Origin of the sequence: Pseudomonas putida S13.1.2, assembly GCF_000498395.2 — a bacterium.
In the GTDB taxonomy this organism is placed as follows: Bacteria; Pseudomonadota; Gammaproteobacteria; order Pseudomonadales; family Pseudomonadaceae; genus Aquipseudomonas; species Aquipseudomonas putida_Q.
This window is the reverse complement of sequence record NZ_CP010979.1, coordinates 2901770-2920048: the sequence shown is the minus strand read 5'-3', so window position 1 is coordinate 2920048 and position 18279 is coordinate 2901770. Positions and strand designations below refer to the sequence as shown.

Below are 18279 nucleotides of genomic sequence, written 5' to 3'. Positions count from 1 at the left end.
CATCATTTCCACCGGTTTCCGGCCATAAGGCCGCTGTAGAGGCGAAATCATGAAGACCACCCTCGACTTGCCTCTTTTGCCATTGCGCGATGTCGTTGTTTACCCGCACATGGTTATCCCGCTGTTCGTGGGGCGCGAAAAGTCCATCGAAGCCCTCGAGGCAGCGATGACGGGCGAAAAGCAGATCCTGCTGCTTGCCCAGAAAAACCCGGCCGACGACGACCCGGGCGAGGACGCCCTGTACCGTGTCGGCACCGTTGCCACCGTGCTGCAACTGCTGAAACTGCCTGATGGCACCGTCAAGGTGCTGGTCGAGGGCGAGCAGCGCGGCGCCGTAGAACGTTTCACCGACGTAGAAGGGCACATCCGTGCCGAAGTCTCCCTGATCGACGAAACCGACGCCGCAGAGCGCGAGTCGGAAGTGTTCGTGCGCACGTTGCTGTCGCAATTCGAGCAGTATGTGCAGCTGGGCAAGAAGGTCCCTGCCGAAGTGCTGTCTTCGCTGAACAGCATCGAAGAGCCAGGTCGTCTGGTCGACACCATGGCCGCCCACATGGCCCTGAAGATCGAGCAGAAGCAGGAAATTCTCGAAATTGTCGACTTGACCACGCGTGTCGAGCACGTACTGGCGCTGCTGGATGCTGAAATCGACCTGCTGCAGGTTGAAAAGCGCATTCGCGGCCGGGTCAAGAAGCAGATGGAGCGCAGCCAGCGCGAGTACTACCTGAATGAGCAGATGAAGGCCATTCAGAAAGAGCTCGGCGATGGCGACGAAGGCCACAACGAAGTCGAAGAGCTGAAAAAGCGCATCGAAGCCGCTGGCTTGCCCAAGGATGCCCTGACCAAGGCTCAGGCAGAGCTGAACAAGCTCAAGCAGATGTCGCCGATGTCGGCCGAGGCCACCGTGGTGCGGTCGTACCTCGACTGGCTCGTGCAGGTGCCTTGGAAAGCCCAGAGCAAGGTGCGCCTGGACCTGACAAAGGCCGAGGAAATTCTCGATGCCGACCACTATGGCCTGGAAGAGGTCAAGGAACGCATCCTCGAGTACCTTGCCGTGCAGAAGCGCGTCAAGAAAATCCGCGGCCCGGTACTCTGCCTGGTTGGGCCGCCCGGCGTGGGCAAGACCTCGCTGGCCGAGTCGATCGCTGCAGCCACCAACCGCAAATTCGTGCGCATGGCCCTGGGGGGCGTGCGTGACGAGGCCGAGATCCGTGGTCACCGCCGTACCTATATCGGCTCCATGCCTGGCCGTCTGATCCAGAAGATGACCAAGGTGGGGGTGCGCAACCCGCTGTTCCTGCTCGACGAAATCGACAAGATGGGCAGCGACATGCGTGGCGACCCGGCATCGGCACTGCTGGAAGTACTCGACCCGGAGCAGAACCACAACTTCAACGACCACTACCTGGAAGTCGACTACGACCTCTCGGACGTGATGTTCCTGTGCACCTCGAACTCGATGAATATCCCGCCGGCGCTGCTCGACCGGATGGAAGTCATCCGCCTGCCGGGCTACACCGAGGACGAGAAGATCAACATCGCGGTCAAGTACCTGGTGCCCAAGCAGGTCAAGGCCAACGGCCTGAAGAAGGACGAGCTGGAGGTCGACGTTTCGGCGATCCGCGACATCATCCGCTACTACACCCGCGAAGCCGGTGTGCGTGGCCTGGAGCGGCAAATTGCCAAGGTCTGCCGCAAGGTGGTCAAGGAACATACCGGGCAGAAGCTGGTCAAGGTGAAGGTGGCCAGCGAGCAGCTGGAGCACCTGCTGGGTGTACGCAAGTTCCGTTACGGCCTGGCCGAGCAGCAGGACCAGATCGGTCAGGTCACAGGCCTCGCCTGGACCCAGGTGGGTGGCGAACTGCTCACCATCGAAGCGGTGGTCATCCCCGGCAAGGGCCAGCTGATCAAGACCGGTTCGCTGGGCGATGTGATGGTCGAATCGATCACCGCCGCACAGACCGTGGTGCGCAGCCGCGCCCGTAGCCTGGGGATTGCCGCCGACTTCCACGAGAAGCGCGACGTGCACATCCACATGCCGGAAGGCGCCACGCCGAAGGATGGCCCAAGCGCGGGTGTCGGCATGTGTACTGCACTGGTGTCGGCGCTGACGCAGATTCCGGTACGTGCCGACGTGGCCATGACCGGCGAAATCACCCTGCGTGGCCAGGTACTGGCCATTGGCGGGTTGAAGGAAAAACTGCTGGCGGCACACCGTGGCGGCATCAAGACCGTGATCATTCCAGAGGAGAATGTTCGCGATCTGAAGGAGATTCCGGAAAATATCAAACAGGATCTTCAGATCAAACCGGTCAAATGGATTGACGAAGTCCTGCAAATTGCGCTGCAATACGCCCCGGAGCCCTTGCCAGATGTGGCTCCTGAGATTGTCGCGAAAGATGAAAAGCGCGACGGCGATGCTAAGGAAAGAATCAGCACGCATTAGTAGTTTTTGGCTGGGGGGCTTTCCTTGACAGTTTTTTCGGGCCCTTGCTATAAAGCGGCACGCTATTGTCATCAGGCCACCCAGCGCACGTTTCATAAGCTTTTCATTACATACTTAGAAACAAACTCAATAGAGAAATAAGGGGACTTAGAGTGAACAAGTCGGAACTGATTGACGCTATCGCTACATCGGCTGACATTTCCAAAGCTACCGCAGGTAAGGCTCTGGACGCTGTGATCGACTCCGTAACCGGTGCCCTGAAAGCAGGCGACGACGTCGTTCTGGTTGGCTTCGGTACCTTCTCGGTCAAGGACCGCGCCGAGCGTACTGGCCGTAACCCTCAAACCGGTAAGGCGATCAAGATTGAAGCCGCCAAGGTTCCAGGTTTCAAGGCTGGCAAAGGCCTGAAAGACGCCGTCAACTAAGTCGTCTTTCAGCCGGCCCCGGCCTCGCCGGGTCCGAGCACGCTGAAGGCGGGGCGCAAACGTTCCCGCCTGACACGTTTGCTAAGAAAAGGCGCATCCTCGGATGCGCCTTTCTTTTATCAGGATTCTACCCACGCTCCGCGGTTGTCGACGCAGTGGTACAGCCGTTTCTGGGGGACGCATGCTGCAAAATATCAGGGACAATTCACAAGGTTGGATTGCCAAGACCATCATCGGGCTTATCGTCGTCTTGATGGCGTTGACCGGTTTCGAAGCCATTTTCCAGGCCGCCACCCATAGCCAGGACGCCGCCAAGGTGAACGGCCAGACCATCAGCCAGAACGAGCTGGGCCAGGCGGCCGACATGCAGCGCCGTCAGTTGATGCAACAGTTGGGCAAGGATTTCGATCCGGCGCTACTGGAAGACAAATTGCTGCGTGAAGAGGCGCTCAAGGGCCTGATCAGCCGCAAGTTGCTGCTGCAAGGCGCCGAAGATGCCAAGTTTGCCTTCTCCGAAGCCGCGCTGGATCAGGTGATCCTGCAAACGCCGGAGTTCCAGGTGGACGGCAAGTTCAGTGCGGACCGTTTCGACCAGGTCATCCGCCAGATGGGCTACGGCCGCATGCAGTTCCGCGAGATGCTCGCCGAGGAAATGCTCATCGGCCAGTTGCGCACCGGCCTGGCCGGCAGCAGCTTTGTCACCGACCAGCAGGTCGATGCCTTCGCTCGCCTGGAGAAGCAGACCCGCGACTTCGCCTCCCTGACCTTCAAGGCCGACCCGGCCGCGGTCAAGGTCAGCGACGAAGAGGTCAAGGCGCATTACGAGCAGCACGCCAAGGAGTTCATGTCGCCTGACCAGGTGGTGATCGACTACATCGAGCTGAAGAAGTCGGCGTTCTTTGACCAGGTCAAAGTGACCGACGAAGACCTCAAGGCCCAGTACGAGAAGGAAATCGCCAACCTCGCCGAGCAGCGCCATGCCGCGCACATCCTCGTCGAGGTCAACGACAAGGTCACCGACGCCCAGGCCAAGGCCCGTGCCGAAGAGATCGAGCAGCGCCTGGCCAAGGGTGAAGACTTTGCCGCGCTGGCCAAAGAGTTCTCCCAAGACCCGGGCTCGGCCAACAGTGGTGGTGACCTCGGCTTTGCCGGCCCGGGTGTCTACGACCCGGCGTTCGAGGATGCGCTGTACAAGCTGCAGGACGGCCAGGTTTCGGCGCCAGTGCGCACCGAGTTTGGCTACCACCTGATCAAGCTGCTGGGTGTGCAGGCGCCGGAAGTGCCGAGCTTCGCCAGCTTGAAGGACAAGCTGACCCGCGACCTGAAAATCCCGTTGGTCGAGCAGCGGTACGTGGATGCCAGCAAACAGCTGCAGGATGCTGCCTACGAGGCTTCCGACCTGGCCCAGCCGGCTCAGGACCTGAACCTCAAGGTGCAGACCTCCGCAGCCTTCGGGCGCGAGGGTGGTGAAGGCATTACCGCCAACCGTTCGGTGGTGCAGGCTGCGTTCTCCGAAGAAGTACTGGAGGAGGCTGCCAACAGCACCGCCATCGAGCTCGACCCGGAGACCACCGTGGTATTGCGCGTCAAGGAGCACCGCAAGCCGGAGCAACTGCCGCTGGAAGCGGTGGCCAAGAACATCCGCGAACACCTGGCCAAAGAGAAGGCGACTGCCGAGCTCAAGGCCAAGGCGGACAAGCTTATCGCCGGCCTGCGTGATGGCTCCATCGCACCAGCTAGCGTGCACGAAGGGCAAGGCTGGAAGGCCTATGAAGCAGTCACCCGTGGCGAGGACGGTATTGACCCGGCCGAACTGCAGGCGCTGTTCCGCCTGGGCAAGCCGCAAGCCAAGGACAAGCCGGTGTATGGCAGCGTAGTGCTGCGTGACGGTAGCCTGGTGGTGCTGCAACTCAAGGGTGTCAACGAAGGCGCTACCGCCACCGAAGAAGAGAAGCAGCAGATCCGCCGCTACCTCGCATCGCGTGCTGGCCAGCAGGACTTCGCGGCCTACCGCAAGCAGCTGGAAGCCAATGCGGATATCACCCGTTACTAAGCTGTTCGCTGTATGAACAAACAGGCCGCCTCGTGCGGCCTGTTTCGTTTCTGTTTACTGCAAGGCAAACGCGGTCGTTGTGCTAGCGTTTCACCCCTTCATAGTTATCCAGCGTATCCCGCGCAATTTCCCGTCCCAGCGCAATCAGCTCGGGCGCCTTGTAGAATTCGAAGAACCGGCACACCCGCTTGGGCACGTTGATCAGCACATCCGGTGGATAGCCGGCGATCTTGTATTGCGCCAGCGAAGTCTGCATGACCTCGAAGCTCTGGTTGATCAAATCCAGCAGCGAAGCAGGCCCCACGTTGTCGATGATGAACGAGCCGGTCGCCGACTTTGGCGCGCCCTCGCGCTCCGGGGCCGCTGCCGGTTGCTGGCCTTCGGGGTCGGCGGTATCTGCCAGCCACGGGTTTGGCGGTGCCAGGCCTTCGGCGACTATTTCCTGTTCGATGCGCATCAGCTCTTCCGCCGGCTTGCGCCGGAACGGCAAGCGAGAGCCTAAGGAGCTCAGCAAGGAGTCAAAGCGCATCTTGAACGCCGCAGGGCGCTCGATCACCGGCAACTGGTATTGTTTCTGGTTGGTGGCGTTGAGGTTGACCGCGATGATCAGGTCGCAGTGGCTGGACACTACAGGCACAATCGGCAGCGGGTTCAGGATACCCCCGTCGACCAGCATACGGTTGCCCTGCATCACGGGGGTGAACAAGCTGGGGATGGCCGCCGAAGCGCGCATGGCCTGGTGCAGGCAGCCTTCCTGGAACCAGATTTCCTGTTGGTTGGTGAGGTCAGTCGCAACCGCTGTATAGGGGATGCGCAATTGCTCGATGTTGATCTCGCCGACGATCTTGCGGATTTGCCCGAACACCTTGTCGCCACGAATGGCGCCGAGGCGAAAGCTGACGTCGACCAGGCGCAGTACATCCAGATAGTCGAGGCTCTCGATCCAGTTGCGATAGTCGCTCAGCTTGCCGGCAGCATAGATGCCGCCAACCACTGCACCCATGGAGCAGCCGGCAATGCAGGCAATGTCGTAGCCGCGCCGCTCGATTTCCTCGATCACACCGATGTGTGCATACCCCCGGGCTCCGCCCGAGCCCAGTACCAGTGCCACGCGTTTGCTCATGAATATTCCCCGTCCAGTGCAACCATGGTCCTACAATGCACCCATCACAGGCTGTGCTTCAATGTAGATCGCGCTGAGCTACTGTAATAAAACTGGCCAGGCACAGCCGGCCGGACAGGGCACTTTTCAGCTGCCGGGGCGTCGAACAGCCACTGTTTTTTCCATTGAGGTATTACTGATGAAAGCCTGGATCTGCCTTCCACTGATTGCCTTGGCCCTTGCTGGCTGCGCGGGCAAGACGGCCTACCGTGACAGCTGCGCGACCCAGCTGGATGCCGCCTGGAAGGAATTGGACCTGGCCAAGGCCGAAGGCTTTGCCGGTGCTGTGAGTTACTCCAAGGCTTTGTCGCTGTTGACCGGGGCCAAGACCCAGCAGCAGTTCGAAGGCTACGAAAGCTGTACGCGCAAAGCCGAAAAGGCGCGCTTCTACATTCGTGAGTCGCGCGCTGGGCGCTGACCAAGGAGCGTTGTATGTCTGCCATGCTAGACCATGTCGTTGCCCAGATACTGGCCGTGCAGGTGCGCCTGCTGGCTTGCCGCGAACGCCTGGCCGCCGATACCGACAGCGAGTCCTTGCACGACCTGCGCATCAGCCTGCGGCGCCTGCGCAGCCTGCTGAGGCCCCTGCGCGGGCTGCCGGGTGTGGAGCAGTTGGAGGATGCCGCCAGCGCGTTGGGTACCCTGACCACGCCGCTGCGTGACCGCGAGGTGCTGGCAGCCGAGCTGATCGGTCGCGGCTATACCGCGGCCGGGCAGCGGCGCCTGGAAGGGCGTGGCCGGACCTTTGCCCGCGTCGCTGCCAGCCCGCAGTTGACCCGGGTGCTGGCAATTGTTGACGCGTTTCCGTTGTTCCTGCGGGCGGCAGGCCGCGAGGGCTTGGTCAAGTCGTTGGGCAAGCGCATCGACAAACGCCTGGTCAAACAGTGGCGCAAGTTGCACGAAGCCTTGCAGGACCCTGCTCACGACCGCCACCGCTTGCGCTTGCTGATCAAGCGTGCGCGCTATGGCGACGAAGCCTACCCGCAACTCGACCATGCCGGGAAGAAACTGCAGCGCCTGCTGAAAAAGGTACAGGCCGACCTGGGCGGCTGGCATGACCGCCTGCAGTGGTTGCTGCAGGCACGCTACCATGCTGACCTGGCCCCGTGCAAGGTCGCCTGGGAGCAGGAGCTGCACGAGGCCGAACGCAGGTCGGATGTGACGCTGGATGCCCTGCTGAAGGCGCTGGCGCATCGCTAGCCCGAAAATTGACCGATATGCGGGCTGATCGCCCAGGGTTTGCTGGCTACGATGGGCAGACCTTTTCGCTGCGGGCAGGAGCCAGCCAATGAACTTCAACCAACTGCTTGACGCCGTGCGGGCCAACCCGGATGCCGTCAGCATTCCGCCTAGCTGGGCCCAGGGCCGCGCTGCCTTTGGCGGGCTGATGGCAGCCATGGTTTATGAGGCCATGCGCCTGAAACTCTCCGACAGCCGCCCTGTGCGCTCGCTGGCCATCAGCTTCGTCGCGCCTGCGGCTGCAGATGTACCAATCCGTTTCGAGGTGGAGGTACTGCGTGAAGGCAAGGCGGTCAGCACCTTGCTGGGCCGCGCCGTCCAGGAGGGCCAGGTGGTGACCCTGGTGCAGGGCAATTTCGGGGCAGGCCGGCCTTCGGTGGTCGACGTGCCCGCGTCACCGGCGATGGAAATGCCAGCAGTCGACGAGGCTGCTCCCGAGTTACCGTATATCAAAGGCGTTACCCCGGAGTTCATGCGGCACGTGGCCTTGCGCTGGGCGGTGGGGGGGTTGCCGTTCAGTGGCAATCAGTCGCGCAGGATGGGCGGCTGGGTGCGCTTGCGGGATGTGGCTGAAGAGCAGGTCAATGAGTCGCACTTGCTGGCGCTGGTCGATGCCTGGCCGCCGAGCCTGATGCCGTTTCTCAAGCAGCCCGCAGCGGGCAGCACCCTGACCTGGACCATCGAGTTCATCCAGCCCACGGCGAAGCTGTCGACCCTGGACTGGTGCCGCTACTGTGTGGAGACCGAGCATGCGCGGGATGGTTATGGGCATGCTGCTGCGGCGTTGTGGACGGCTGAAGGCGAATTGCTGGCCCTGAGCCGACAGACCGTCACCGTGTTTGCCTAACCTTCAGCCACGTCAGTTCCCTGTAGGAGCGGCCTTGTGTCGCGATAGGGCCGCAAAGCGGCCCCGGCAATCTCTGCTGCGAAGCTGCGACACTGGGGCTGCTGTGCAGCCCTATCGCGACACAAGGCCGCTCCTACAAGAGATCGCGGATCATCATTAGATCAATGGCGGTGTTTGTGCCGCTCCCGCCAGGCCTTCCACCAGGCCCCGCTCAGCACAAAGCGCGGAAAGGTGATGAACTGCTCAGTCAGCAAACGCTGCACGGCATCCTGGCGGTTGGCGAACGGCTCAGGTTGTTCGGCCTCCAGGCGATGACCATGGCGCTGCAAGCCAAGGCCGGCAATCAGGGCGATCACGCCAACGGCAATCTGGCCCAGATCCAGGCCGAACAGCCCCGACAGAATCAACAGCGCGCCGAGGATGAACAGCGGCACGGCAATCAGGTGCAGCACCAGATTGGCCGGGTGGCGGTGGTTGTTGTGGTAGCCGCGCCATTGCCAGGCGGGCAGGTTGGGCAGGCGTTTGCTCATGAGCATTTCCTCTCGGTCATGCTCAAAGCTTAGTGCGGCCCCTGGGTGGGGGCCAATCGAGGCTGGCTATGACGACTATAGCTTGAGCTGACCAATGGCCCTGTTCAATTCGCCGGCCAGGGTCGCCAGTTCGCTACTGGTCGTTGCCGAGCCCACCGTCTGCTGCACGGTCTGTTCGGTAACATCGCGGATGCTCACCACGGCGCGGTTCATTTCCTCGGCTACTTGGCTTTGCTGCTCGGCCGCCACGGCAATCTGGGTATTGCTCTCGCGCATCTGCGCCACTGCGCTGGTAATTTCGGCCAGCGCTTCGCCGGCCTCCTGGGCCTGGCGGACACAATCGTCGGCTTTGTACGAGCTTTCCTGCATGAATTCCACAGCATCGCGGGTGCCCGATTGCAGCGCAGAGACCATGCTGGTGATTTCGTCGGTAGAGATTTGCACGCGCTTGGCCAGGTTGCGCACCTCATCGGCCACCACGGCAAAGCCGCGGCCCAGGTCACCGGCGCGCGCCGCTTCGATGGCGGCGTTGAGCGCCAGCAGGTTGGTCTGCTCGGCGATGCTGTGGATCACACCGACCACGCCGTTGATCTTCTGGCTGTCTTCGGCCAGTTGGCGAATCATTTCGGCGGTTTGCTGCACACCGCTGGAAAGCCCGGAAATCGAATCCTGCACCCGGCTGACCACCTCTTTGCCGCTGCCGGCCAAGGTGTCGGCGGTTTGTGACAGGTCACGGGTGGCACCGGCATGCTGGGCAATGTGGTGCACCGTCGCCGACATTTCGTTGATGGCGGTGGCGGCCTGGTCAGTCTCGCTCTGCTGGCCGAGCATGCCGTGGCGTACGTTGCTCATGCTGGCCGCCAGGCGTGCGGCGCCCGAGTCCAGTTGTGCAGCAGTGTGGGCGACGGTGCTGACCACGCGGTGGTAGGTGGCCTGCATGGCATTGAAGGCACCGGCCATCTGGCCGACCTCGTCGCCGCAAGCCAGCGGCACACGGGCCGCCAGGTCGCCGGTCTTTTCCACGTGCAGCATCACATCCTTCAACGTATTGAGCTGGCTGAGCAGGAAGCGGATCAGCAATTGCGAGGCGCCGAGCATGGCCAGCATCAGGATCAGCACGCATGCCGCGTAGTTGCTGAAGCGGTCGAAAAATACCTGACGCAGGCTTGGCGACTGGGCCAGCACGGCCACCTGCTGGTCGCCTTTGCGCAATACCTGCGCGCCGCGCAACGGGTTTTCGCCGAGGACCCAGGCGCTCGGCAGGTCGACCCAACCCTGGGCGTTGCGCAGGCTATCGAGCGTTTTACCGGCGAAAGCCGGCGTTTGCCCGGTCGACCAAGTGATGACGTTGGCCGGGCGCGGCAACGCTTGCCCTGCAGGCCAGGCAGTCAGCAGCTGAGCTTGTGCTGCTGCCTGCGCCTGCGCGGCTTCGGCGCGGGCACGTTGCTCCAGGTGCACGGCGTAGAGCACCAACAGCAGGGTCGTGACAAAGGCCACTGCGTTGACGGCCCAGAATTTGTACTTCAGGGAAACATTGCTAAGCCAGGCACCCATGGGCAGGTCTTCTCTGAGTTGAGCGGAAACAATTTTGGCAAGGTGCCATCATTGTGCCTTCACCCACTCAGCAAGATGTTGACCCATATCAACAGGCAGCCCGCAGGGTTCAAGGGAGCTGGAAGAACGCCCGCGCCGTCGCGGTGGTATGCGCCGCCGTGTGCTCGGCCGATTCGCCCCGATGCAGCGCCACTTCGCGCAACACTTCCGGCAGAAACGCCGGCTCGTTGCGCCCGTTCTTCGGCTTGGGCCGCAGGCTGCGTGGCAGCAGGTACGGGGCATCGCTCTCGAGCATCAGCCGCCCTTCGGCAATGTTGCCCACCAGCGGGTGCAGGTGGGTGCCACGGCGTTCGTCGCAGATCCAGCCAGTTATGCCGATGTGCAGGTCCATGTCCAGGTAGGCGAACAACGCCTCGCGCTCACCAGTAAAGCAGTGCACCACCGCACCGGTCAGGTGGTCGCGGTAATGCTTGAGGATCGCCAACAAGCGCTCGCTGGCGTCTCGCTCGTGCAGGAACACTGGCAGGCGCAGCTCTGCGGCCAGCGCCAACTGGGCCTCCAGGGCTTGTTCCTGGAGTGGGCGAGGGGAGAAGTCACGGTTGAAATCCAGGCCGCATTCGCCCACGGCGCGCACGCGTGGTTCATTCAACAGCTGGCGCAGCTGGCGCTCGCTGCCGGCATCCCAGGACTTGGCGTCGTGGGGGTGCACGCCCGCAGTGGCAAACAGGTGCTGACCGCTTGCGTCCAGCTGCTGGCACAGCTCCAGCGCCTGTTCACTGACTGCCAGGCTGGTGCCTGTCAGCACCATTTGTGTCACCCCGGCCTCAAGGGCGCGCTCGACGATTGCCGCCTGTTGGTCGTGGAAACTGCTGTTGGTCAGGTTGACGCCGATATCGATCAGTTGCATGGTGCTATCTCGTGCCGCGGGGCGGCCAGCATAGCAAAATCCGCGTTTTTCGGAAAAAACCAAGAACTTCATGCTGTTGCCGTGGTCTTTTACCGTCATTTCTCACTCGGCGGTTCATTCCATGGATGCCGCCCAACCACCACGGACACGTTTGCGCATGCTGCGATGCTGGCTTGTTTTTCTGCTGACGCTCGGGCTGACCCTTACTGGCCCGGCCCAGGCGCGCGTGCCGGGGCCGCAGCAGAACATACCGCCCGCCAAGGTGCGTGACCTGCAGCAAATTCGTACCAGCAAAGTGCTGCGGGTGCTGGTCAACCAGAGCCGCAACAGCTCCGGCGAGGTCAAGGGCGAGCCTGTCGGCATCGAGTATTATCGCCTGCGTGCCCTGGAGCACTACCTCAATGCCCGCACCGCAGACGACCAGCAGATCCAGCTAAAGCTCATCCCGCGGGCCAAGGAGCAGTTGCTGGGCGCTCTGGCCCGCGGCGAGGGTGACCTGGCTGCGCCCGGTGAGCTGCTCGACCCTGGCACGGTACGCGGCGTCAGCAGCACTGCGCCGCTACTCGACCAGGTGCCGTTGACGCTGGTGGGGCGCAAAGGCGAGCGAAGCTTCAGCAAAGTCGAACAGCTGTCCGGGCGTACCGTGGCCTTGACCAGTGCGAGTGCCGCCGGGCCGCTGATCCAGCAGGCCAACCAGCAACTGGCACTGCGCAAGCGGCCGCCGATCAAGGTGGAATGGGTCGACTCGACGCTGGCGGTGGAGGATGTGCTGGAGATGGTGCAGGCGGGCATCTATCACCTGACTGTGGTCGAGCAGCCAATTGCCCGCCGCTGGGCGCGGGTTATGCCGCGCCTTCGCCTGGACACCCGGGTGCACCTGGGCGCGCCGCAAGCCATGCGCTGGTATGTGGGGCGTGACGCGCCGCAATTGTTGGCTACGGTCGATCACTTCCTGCAAGGCTACCGCGCGCCAGGCAATCAGGATGCCGCGTTCGAGCGCATCTACCGGCGCCAGTACCGGGTGCACAACCCGTTGGCCAGCAAGGACCGCCAGCGCCTCGCCTCGGTGCGGGCAGTACTGCAGAAGCATGGCCAGGCGCAGCAGATCGACTGGCTCAACCTGGCCGCGCTGGCGTTCAAGGAGTCGACGCTCAACCCGGCTGCACGCGGTACGGGCGGTGCCCATGGCCTGATGCAGATTACCCCTTCGGCCGCCCAGCGCGTGGGGGTGAGCAACACCGCCACGGTGGATGGCAATGTACAGGCCAGCGCACGTTACCTGGCGCTGATCCGGCGCAAGTTCTTTGCCAGCGCCAAGATCAACGAGCGTGAGCGCATGGCCTTCACACTGGCGGCCTACAACCTCGGCCCCGAGCGGGTCCAGGCCATGCGTGCCGAAGCCCGGCGGCGCGGCCTCAACGGCAACCAGTGGTTCTTCCAGACCGAACGCATCGCCATGGAGCAGGTGGGCATGGGGCCGGTCAATTTCGTCAACAGTGTCAACAAGTACTTTTTGGCGTTCAACCGCGAGCGGGCTGCGCTGGAGCGTATGGCAAAGCGCTGATAAATCGATTTTATCGATTGTTATGTTGGGATATTTGCGATTTTCATATCGATCGAATTGATTATGATGGCGCCCATCCCAACACAACTTCTTCGCTTCAAGGACGCTTCGACATGAACAACACTACCCTCAACGCCCTGTTCTCCACCCGCGCCGGCGCCGGTCTCAGCGTTATCCGCATCCTGGTCGGGCTCATCTTCATGGCGCATGGCGCGCAAAAACTGTTCGGCCTGTTCGGCGGTTATGGCCTGGAAGGTACCGGCCAGTGGATGGAAAGCATCGGCCTGGCCCCGGGCTACCTGATGGCCCTGTTGTCCGGTAGCGCCGAATTCTTCGGCGGCCTGGCACTGGTGGTCGGCTTGCTGGCTCGCCCGGCGGCCCTGGCGCTGAGCGTAACGCTGGTGGTGGCGATCCTCTCCGTGCACATCGGCAACGGCCTGTTCATGTCAAACAATGGCTACGAGTTCGCCCTGGCGCTGCTGGCCGGCACGGTTGCCGTCCTGATCGAAGGCGCTGGCCGCTTTTCGCTGGACCGCCTGATCGCCCGGTAATCAGCTGCAAGCAGTAAGCTGCAAGCCGCAAGCAAGAGCGGGCCATTACTCGGCCTGCTTTTGCTTGCGGCTTGTAGCTTGCAACTTGTAGCTCATCGCTCTAGCATACCGCCTGCGCCGATTTAAACAGCTACTTGCGGGGCGCAGGAAGGCCCCACCTCCGGGCCATCCGAAATACCGCTAAAGCGCTGGTTCGGTGACGCCTCCCACCGCTGCCCAGCGGGATTCGCGAGGCGGAGAGAAGCTCCATGAGTTGCCCACGTACCAGTGTCTGTTTAAGCCCTTTGCCTGTCAGCCAGGCGGCCCGCACACCGCGCATTCTGCTCGGCGGCCAGCATCAGCCCACCCTTTTGCGTCACCTCGAAGGCCTGTCCCGGCGCAAGGGCCTGGCGCGCGCCTTTCTGATCCAGTTTGCCGATAGCGGCTGCCACCTGGCGCATTACGGCAACGACCGTTTCGACCTGGCCGTTATCCAGGCCCCGGCGCCGGACGAGGCCGCACAGGTCATTGGCCACCTCACCCGCATCGCGCGCCAAGGCCTGATTACCCGCCGCTGAGGAGTGCGCTGTTGAGTACCAACATCATCACCACGCAAGGCCATGAGGCGCTGAAGAAAGAGCTGGATCACCTGTGGCGGGTATATCGCCCGGAGATCACCCAGAAGGTTGCCTGGGCGGCGTCACTGGGCGACCGCAGCGAGAATGCCGACTACCAGTACAACAAAAAGCTGTTGCGCGAAATCGACCGCCGGGTGCGTTACCTGCGCAAGCGTCTTGAAGATGTGAAGGTGGTGGCCTACTCGCCGCAACAGGAAGGCAAGGTGTTTTTCGGTGCCTGGGTCGAGGTCGAGAATGACGATGGCGAGACCATGAAGTTTCGCATTGTCGGCTATGACGAGATCTACGGGCGCAACGATTACATCTCGATCGACTCGCCCATGGCGCGCGCCTTGCTCAAGAAGGAGGAGGGCGATGAGGTGGTGGTGCACACGCCTACCGGTGAAGCGACCTGGTATGTGAACAGCATCAGTTACGGCCAATGAATTGATGTTGTCTGCACCGGCCCCTTCGCGGGCACGCCCGCTCCCACAGGAATATCACAGCATTTGAGCATTGTGCCGGACCTGTGGGAGCGGGCGTGCCCGCGAAGGGGCCGGTGCGGGTAACCCTCAACTGTCGCGCAACACCGCCAACGGGCTGGCATTCAACGCTCGCCGGGTCCCCAGCACCCCCGCACCGCCCACCAGCAGCGCCCCCGCCAGCGGCAACGCCAGCAGCCACGGGTGCGGGCTCCACTGCAAGTCGAAGGCATAGCGGTACAGCACCAAGGTGATCAGCTCACAGCCCACTGCGGCCAACAATCCGCTGGCTGACCCCAGCAAGCCGAACTCGATACGCCGTGCCTTGACCAGCAATGGCCGCGCCGCCCCCAGCGCACGCAACAAGGCACCCTGGCGAATGCGTTCGTCCAGCGTTGCCTGCAAGCCGGCGAACAGCACCGCCAGCCCGGCGGCCAGCACGAAGAGCAGCACATATTCCACCGCCAGGGTCACCTGGGCGAGGATGCTACGCAGCTGGTCGAGCAAGGCATCTACCTGCAGGATGGTCACCGCCGGGAATGCTCGCGACAGCGCCACCACATCCAGGTCGTGGCCCGGCGCCAGATAGAAGCTGGTCAGGTAGGTGGTCGGCAGCCCCTGCAGTGTGCCGGGCTGGAAGATCATGTAGAAGTTTGGCTGGAAGCTGTCCCAGTGCACGCTGCGCAGGCTGCTGACCCGGGCTTGGCGCTGCTGGCCGCCGATGTCGAAGGTCAGCAGGTCGCCCATTTTCAGTTTAAGGCTGCTGGCCAGTTCGGCCTCCACCGAAACACCAGGGGTTTCGGTGGAGGCGGGCAAGGCTTGCCACCAGTTGCCTGCGGTCAATGCATTGCCTTCGGGCAGCTCGGCAGCCCAGGTAAGGCTGAGGTCGCGCTGCACGGCGCGCTCCCCCGCCGAATCCTTGCTGACGATTTGCTGTACCGGTTGCTCGTTGATTTGCACCAGGCGCCCGGGCGTTACCGGGTACAAAGGCGCTGAAGTGGCGTTGACCTGATGCAGGCGTTGAGCGAACGGTTCGCGGTCATCCGGGAGGATGTTCAGGGCGAAATGGTTGGGCGCATCCTTGGGCAGCTGGGCTTGCCAGGTGTCGAGCAGTTCTGCGCGCAGCAGGGCGACCAGCGCCATGGCTAGCAGGATGAGGCCGAAGGCCAGGGCTTGACCGGCGGCGGCCGTGGGATGGCGCAGCAACTGGCCAAGCCCCAGGCGCCAGGCCAGTGGTGCCCCGGCCAGCAGCCGGCGCAGGCTGCGCAAGCCGAGCAACAGCAGGCCGCCGAGCAGCAATGCAGCAACCAGGCCGCCACCGAGCAGGGCGAAGGTGAGCAGCAGGTCGAGGCTCAGGCGCCACATGATCAGGCCCAGGGCAAACAGTGCGGCGCCGTACACCAACCAGCTGCTGGGTGGTATCGGCAACAGATCACGGCGCAGTACCCGCAGTGGCGGGACTTGGCCCAAGGCGGCAATCGGCGGCAGGGCGAAGCCAGCCAGTGCAACCAACCCGGTGCCGATGCCGGCGAGGGCCGGGATGATGCCGCCGGCCGGCACCACGCTTGGCAGCAGGCCGTGCAGCAGGCGGAACAGGCCCAACTGTGCCAGCCAGCCGAGCAGGGCACCGGCAAAGGCGGCGACCAGGCCGAGCATGGCCAGCTGCAGGCAATACAGGCCCAGTGCCTGGCGGCGTGAGAGACCCAGGCAGCGCAGCAGCGCGCTGGCATCCAGGCGACGTGCGGCATAACGGCTGGCCGACAAGGCCACGGCGACCCCGGCTAGCAGCACTGCCACCAAGCTGGCCATGTTCAGGTAGCGTTCGGCCTTGCCCAGAGCACCACCGATCTGTTGGTTGCCGTCGCGTGTGTCGCGCAAGCGCTGGTTGGCGGCCAGGTCTTTTTCCAGGCCCTGGCGGTATTGGGCCAGTGCCGCTGCATCGCCGCGCCACAGGTCGCGGTAGGTGACCCGGCTGCCCGGCTGGATCACACCGGTGGCCTCCAGGTCGGCCAGGTTCATCATCACCCGCGGGGTAAGGCTGTAGAAGTTGTTGGCGCGATCCGGTTCGTAAGTAAGCACACGGCTCATGCGCAGGGTTTTCATGCCGACGTCGATGCTGTCGCCAATCGCCAGCCCCAGCGCCGCCAGCAGGCGCGGCTCGACCCAGGCTTCGCCAGGTGCCGGGCCGCCGCCAGGTGTTTCCTCGGCATAGGGCGCCGCAGCGCTGCGTACTTGCCCGCGCAATGGGTAGGCGCCGTCGGCGGCCTTGACGCTGGACAACTGGATGCCGTTGTCGCCGCCCACCACACTGGTGAACTCGACCACCTGCGCGTGGCGCAGGCCAAGTGCCGTGCCGCTATCGATCTGCTGCTGGCGGGCGGGGGCACTGCCCTGCAGCACCAGGTCGGCGCCCAGGAATTCGCTGGCGCGTAGTTGCATGGCGCCGTTAAGGCGTGCACCGAAGTAGCCGATGGCGGTGCTGGCTGCCACCGCCACCAGCAGGGCAAAGAACAGCACGCGCACTTCGCTGGCGCGAATGTCGCGCAGCAACTGGCGCAGGGCCAGGCCGCACAGACGGGACAACGGCATGTGCTTCATCAGGCCTCCACCGGCGCCACCAGGCGCCCCGCGTCCAGGCGGATCTGGCGGCGGCAGCGCCGGGCCAGGCGTTCGTCATGGGTGACCAGCACCAGGGTGGTACCGCGCTCCTTGTTCAATTCAAACAGCAAGTCGCTGATGCGCTCACCCGTGTGGCTGTCGAGGTTGCCGGTGGGTTCGTCGGCAAACAACACCGCCGGCTGTGCGGCGAAAGCGCGGGCGATGGCTACCCGCTGCTGTTCGCCGCCCGACAGTTGGCGCGGGGTGTGGCTCAGGCGCTTGCCGAGGCCGACCCGCTCCAGCAGGGTACGCGCCTGTTCGCGGGCATCGCGGCGGCCGTCCAGCTCCAGTGGCAGCATGACGTTTTCCAGCGCATTGAGGCTGTCGAGCAGCTGGAATGACTGGAACACGAAACCCACATGTTCGGCGCGTACCCGGGCGCGCTGGTCTTCATCCAGTGGCCCCAGGTCGTTGCCGGCGAGGATGACCTTGCCGGCGCTGGGCCGGTCGAGGCCGGCGAGCAGGCCGAGCAGGGTCGACTTGCCCGAGCCCGAGGCGCCGACGATGGCCAGGCTGTCGCCTTTGGCCAGTTCGAGGGAGAGAGCATGGAGGATGGTCAGGTCACCTTCCGCGCTGGGGACCACTTTGCTAAGGTTCTGCGCAACGAGTATGTTGGGGCCCATGGAGAATCCGATGCGAATGTGGTGGTTGAGTGCCGGTCTGGCCCTGTATTGCCTGGCCCAGAGCGCGGCGGCGGGAACACTGCTGGTTGTTGGCGATAGTATCAGCGCCGGTTTTGGCCTGGATACCCGCCAGGGATGGGTCACTCTGTTGCAGACCCGGCTCAAGGACGAAGGTTTCGACGACAAAGTGGTCAATGCGTCCATCAGCGGCGATACCAGCGCGGGTGGCCAGGCGCGGCTGCCGGCGCTGCTTGCAGCGCATAAACCGAACCTGGTGGTGCTGGAGTTGGGCGGCAACGATGGCCTGCGTGGCCAGCCACCCGCGCAATTGCAACAAAATCTTGCCTCGATGATCGAGAGTGCGCGCCAGGCGGGTGCCAAGGTGGTGTTGCTGGGCATGCGCCTGCCGCCCAATTACGGCGTGCGCTATACCACCGCTTTTGCCAAGGTGTATGAGCAGCTGGCTGTGGACAAGCAGGTGCCATTGGTGCCGTTTTTTCTCGAAGGGGTAGGTGGCGTGCCTGAATTGATGCAGGCCGACGGCATACACCCGGCCCAGGGTGCCCAGCAGCGACTGCTGGAAAATGCCTGGCCGGCGATAAAACCCTTGCTATGACGCTTTAAACGGGCCGGGCTTTCGGC

At 63.2% G+C, this 18279-nt stretch carries 17 protein-coding genes; 11 read left to right on the top strand and 6 right to left on the bottom strand.

Translation table 11 applies throughout. The annotated features are described in order from the left end of the window. Window positions 1–49: 49 nt before the first annotated feature. The 3 genes from lon to N805_RS13030 all read left to right on the top strand — a co-directional run bounded on the left by lon (window position 50) and on the right by N805_RS13030 (window position 4924). A complete protein-coding gene (lon, locus tag N805_RS13040) occupies window positions 50–2446 on the top strand; it encodes an endopeptidase La (RefSeq protein ID WP_019470723.1) in 2397 nt (798 codons plus the stop codon). Window positions 2447–2598: 152 nt separating this feature from the next. After that, window positions 2599–2871 (top strand): HU family DNA-binding protein, encoded by a 273-nt coding sequence (locus N805_RS13035; RefSeq protein ID WP_019470722.1) that lies wholly within the window; start codon window positions 2599–2601, stop codon window positions 2869–2871. A gap of 181 nt (window positions 2872–3052) precedes the next feature. Further along, complete coding sequence (locus N805_RS13030; protein ID WP_019470721.1) at window positions 3053–4924, top strand: SurA N-terminal domain-containing protein; 1872 nt, start codon at window positions 3053–3055, stop codon at window positions 4922–4924. Between the two features lie 82 nt (window positions 4925–5006). On the opposite strand, the gene N805_RS13025 is transcribed toward N805_RS13030, so the two are convergent. After that, complete coding sequence (locus tag N805_RS13025) at window positions 5007–6047, bottom strand: patatin-like phospholipase family protein (RefSeq protein ID WP_019470720.1); 1041 nt, start codon at window positions 6045–6047, stop codon at window positions 5007–5009. Between the two features lie 178 nt (window positions 6048–6225). Here N805_RS13025 and N805_RS13020 point away from each other — a divergent pair, with 178 nt between their 5' ends. From N805_RS13020 to N805_RS13010, 3 genes are all read left to right on the top strand, one after another. Beyond that, entirely contained in the window at window positions 6226–6504 is a 279-nt protein-coding gene (locus N805_RS13020; RefSeq protein WP_003250254.1) for a lipoprotein, read from the top strand. A 14-nt stretch (window positions 6505–6518) separates the two neighbouring features. Beyond that, complete coding sequence (locus N805_RS13015) at window positions 6519–7286, top strand: CHAD domain-containing protein (RefSeq protein ID WP_026034380.1); 768 nt, start codon at window positions 6519–6521, stop codon at window positions 7284–7286. Between the two features lie 88 nt (window positions 7287–7374). Continuing rightward, complete coding sequence (locus tag N805_RS13010; RefSeq protein WP_019470719.1) at window positions 7375–8172, top strand: acyl-CoA thioesterase; 798 nt, start codon at window positions 7375–7377, stop codon at window positions 8170–8172. 161 nt (window positions 8173–8333) lie between these two features. Here the strand turns inward: N805_RS13010 and N805_RS13005 are convergent, their stop codons facing one another. From N805_RS13005 to N805_RS12995, 3 genes are all read right to left on the bottom strand, one after another. Further along, on the bottom strand, window positions 8334–8702 hold the full coding sequence (locus N805_RS13005) for an Mpo1-like protein (protein WP_016500553.1): 369 nt from the start codon (window positions 8700–8702) through the stop codon (window positions 8334–8336). A 75-nt stretch (window positions 8703–8777) separates the two neighbouring features. Beyond that, window positions 8778–10256: a methyl-accepting chemotaxis protein gene (locus N805_RS13000; RefSeq protein WP_019470718.1), complete on the bottom strand. Its 1479-nt coding sequence runs from the start codon at window positions 10254–10256 to the stop codon at window positions 8778–8780. Window positions 10257–10365: 109 nt separating this feature from the next. Further along, the gene (locus tag N805_RS12995) at window positions 10366–11163 is read right to left on the bottom strand and encodes a TatD family hydrolase (protein ID WP_026034379.1); all 798 of its coding nucleotides are present in this window, start codon (window positions 11161–11163) and stop codon (window positions 10366–10368) included. Window positions 11164–11320: 157 nt separating this feature from the next. On the opposite strand from N805_RS12995, the gene N805_RS12990 reads away from it, so the two are divergent. The 4 genes from N805_RS12990 (at window position 11321) to greB (ending at window position 14320) form a co-directional block, all read left to right on the top strand. Beyond that, window positions 11321–12727 carry a transglycosylase SLT domain-containing protein gene (locus tag N805_RS12990; RefSeq protein ID WP_019470716.1) on the top strand — a complete coding sequence of 469 codons (1407 nt, stop codon included), beginning with the start codon at window positions 11321–11323 and terminating at the stop codon, window positions 12725–12727. A gap of 113 nt (window positions 12728–12840) precedes the next feature. Beyond that, window positions 12841–13278, top strand: coding sequence for a DoxX family protein (locus tag N805_RS12985; RefSeq protein WP_019470715.1), 438 nt, complete (start codon window positions 12841–12843; stop codon window positions 13276–13278). 248 nt (window positions 13279–13526) lie between these two features. Next, window positions 13527–13835: a hypothetical protein gene (locus N805_RS12980; RefSeq protein ID WP_019470714.1), complete on the top strand. Its 309-nt coding sequence runs from the start codon at window positions 13527–13529 to the stop codon at window positions 13833–13835. Between the two features lie 11 nt (window positions 13836–13846). Further along, complete coding sequence (gene greB, locus N805_RS12975) at window positions 13847–14320, top strand: transcription elongation factor GreB (protein ID WP_016485896.1); 474 nt, start codon at window positions 13847–13849, stop codon at window positions 14318–14320. Window positions 14321–14446: 126 nt separating this feature from the next. Here the strand turns inward: greB and N805_RS12970 are convergent, their stop codons facing one another. Next, window positions 14447–16954 carry an ABC transporter permease gene (locus tag N805_RS12970; RefSeq protein ID WP_019470713.1) on the bottom strand — a complete coding sequence of 836 codons (2508 nt, stop codon included), beginning with the start codon at window positions 16952–16954 and terminating at the stop codon, window positions 14447–14449. Then, a complete protein-coding gene (locus N805_RS12965) occupies window positions 16954–17637 on the bottom strand; it encodes an ABC transporter ATP-binding protein (RefSeq protein WP_019470712.1) in 684 nt (227 codons plus the stop codon). The genes N805_RS12970 and N805_RS12965 overlap by 1 nt, the downstream gene beginning before the upstream one ends. 10 nt (window positions 17638–17647) lie before the next feature. Between N805_RS12965 and N805_RS12960 the strand changes: the two genes are divergently transcribed. Next, window positions 17648–18253 (top strand): arylesterase, encoded by a 606-nt coding sequence (locus N805_RS12960; protein ID WP_026034378.1) that lies wholly within the window; start codon window positions 17648–17650, stop codon window positions 18251–18253. The last annotated feature ends 26 nt before the right edge of the window (window positions 18254–18279 follow it).

Coding starts and splice junctions, on each gene's coding strand:
- N805_RS13000 (WP_019470718.1), bottom strand. CDS start 10,256: ATGGGTGCCTGGCTTAGCAATGTTTCCCTGAAGTACAAATTCTGGGCC.
- N805_RS12995 (WP_026034379.1), bottom strand. CDS start 11,163: ATGCAACTGATCGATATCGGCGTCAACCTGACCAACAGCAGTTTCCAC.
- N805_RS13005 (WP_016500553.1), bottom strand. CDS start 8,702: ATGAGCAAACGCCTGCCCAACCTGCCCGCCTGGCAATGGCGCGGCTAC.
- N805_RS12985 (WP_019470715.1), top strand. CDS start 12,841: ATGAACAACACTACCCTCAACGCCCTGTTCTCCACCCGCGCCGGCGCC.
- N805_RS12990 (WP_019470716.1), top strand. CDS start 11,321: ATGCTGCGATGCTGGCTTGTTTTTCTGCTGACGCTCGGGCTGACCCTT.
- N805_RS13015 (WP_026034380.1), top strand. CDS start 6,519: ATGTCTGCCATGCTAGACCATGTCGTTGCCCAGATACTGGCCGTGCAG.
- N805_RS13020 (WP_003250254.1), top strand. CDS start 6,226: ATGAAAGCCTGGATCTGCCTTCCACTGATTGCCTTGGCCCTTGCTGGC.
- lon (WP_019470723.1), top strand. CDS start 50: ATGAAGACCACCCTCGACTTGCCTCTTTTGCCATTGCGCGATGTCGTT.
- N805_RS12970 (WP_019470713.1), bottom strand. CDS start 16,954: ATGAAGCACATGCCGTTGTCCCGTCTGTGCGGCCTGGCCCTGCGCCAG.
- N805_RS13010 (WP_019470719.1), top strand. CDS start 7,375: ATGAACTTCAACCAACTGCTTGACGCCGTGCGGGCCAACCCGGATGCC.
- N805_RS12965 (WP_019470712.1), bottom strand. CDS start 17,637: ATGGGCCCCAACATACTCGTTGCGCAGAACCTTAGCAAAGTGGTCCCC.
- N805_RS12960 (WP_026034378.1), top strand. CDS start 17,648: ATGCGAATGTGGTGGTTGAGTGCCGGTCTGGCCCTGTATTGCCTGGCC.
- N805_RS13025 (WP_019470720.1), bottom strand. CDS start 6,047: ATGAGCAAACGCGTGGCACTGGTACTGGGCTCGGGCGGAGCCCGGGGG.
- N805_RS13030 (WP_019470721.1), top strand. CDS start 3,053: ATGCTGCAAAATATCAGGGACAATTCACAAGGTTGGATTGCCAAGACC.
- N805_RS12980 (WP_019470714.1), top strand. CDS start 13,527: ATGAGTTGCCCACGTACCAGTGTCTGTTTAAGCCCTTTGCCTGTCAGC.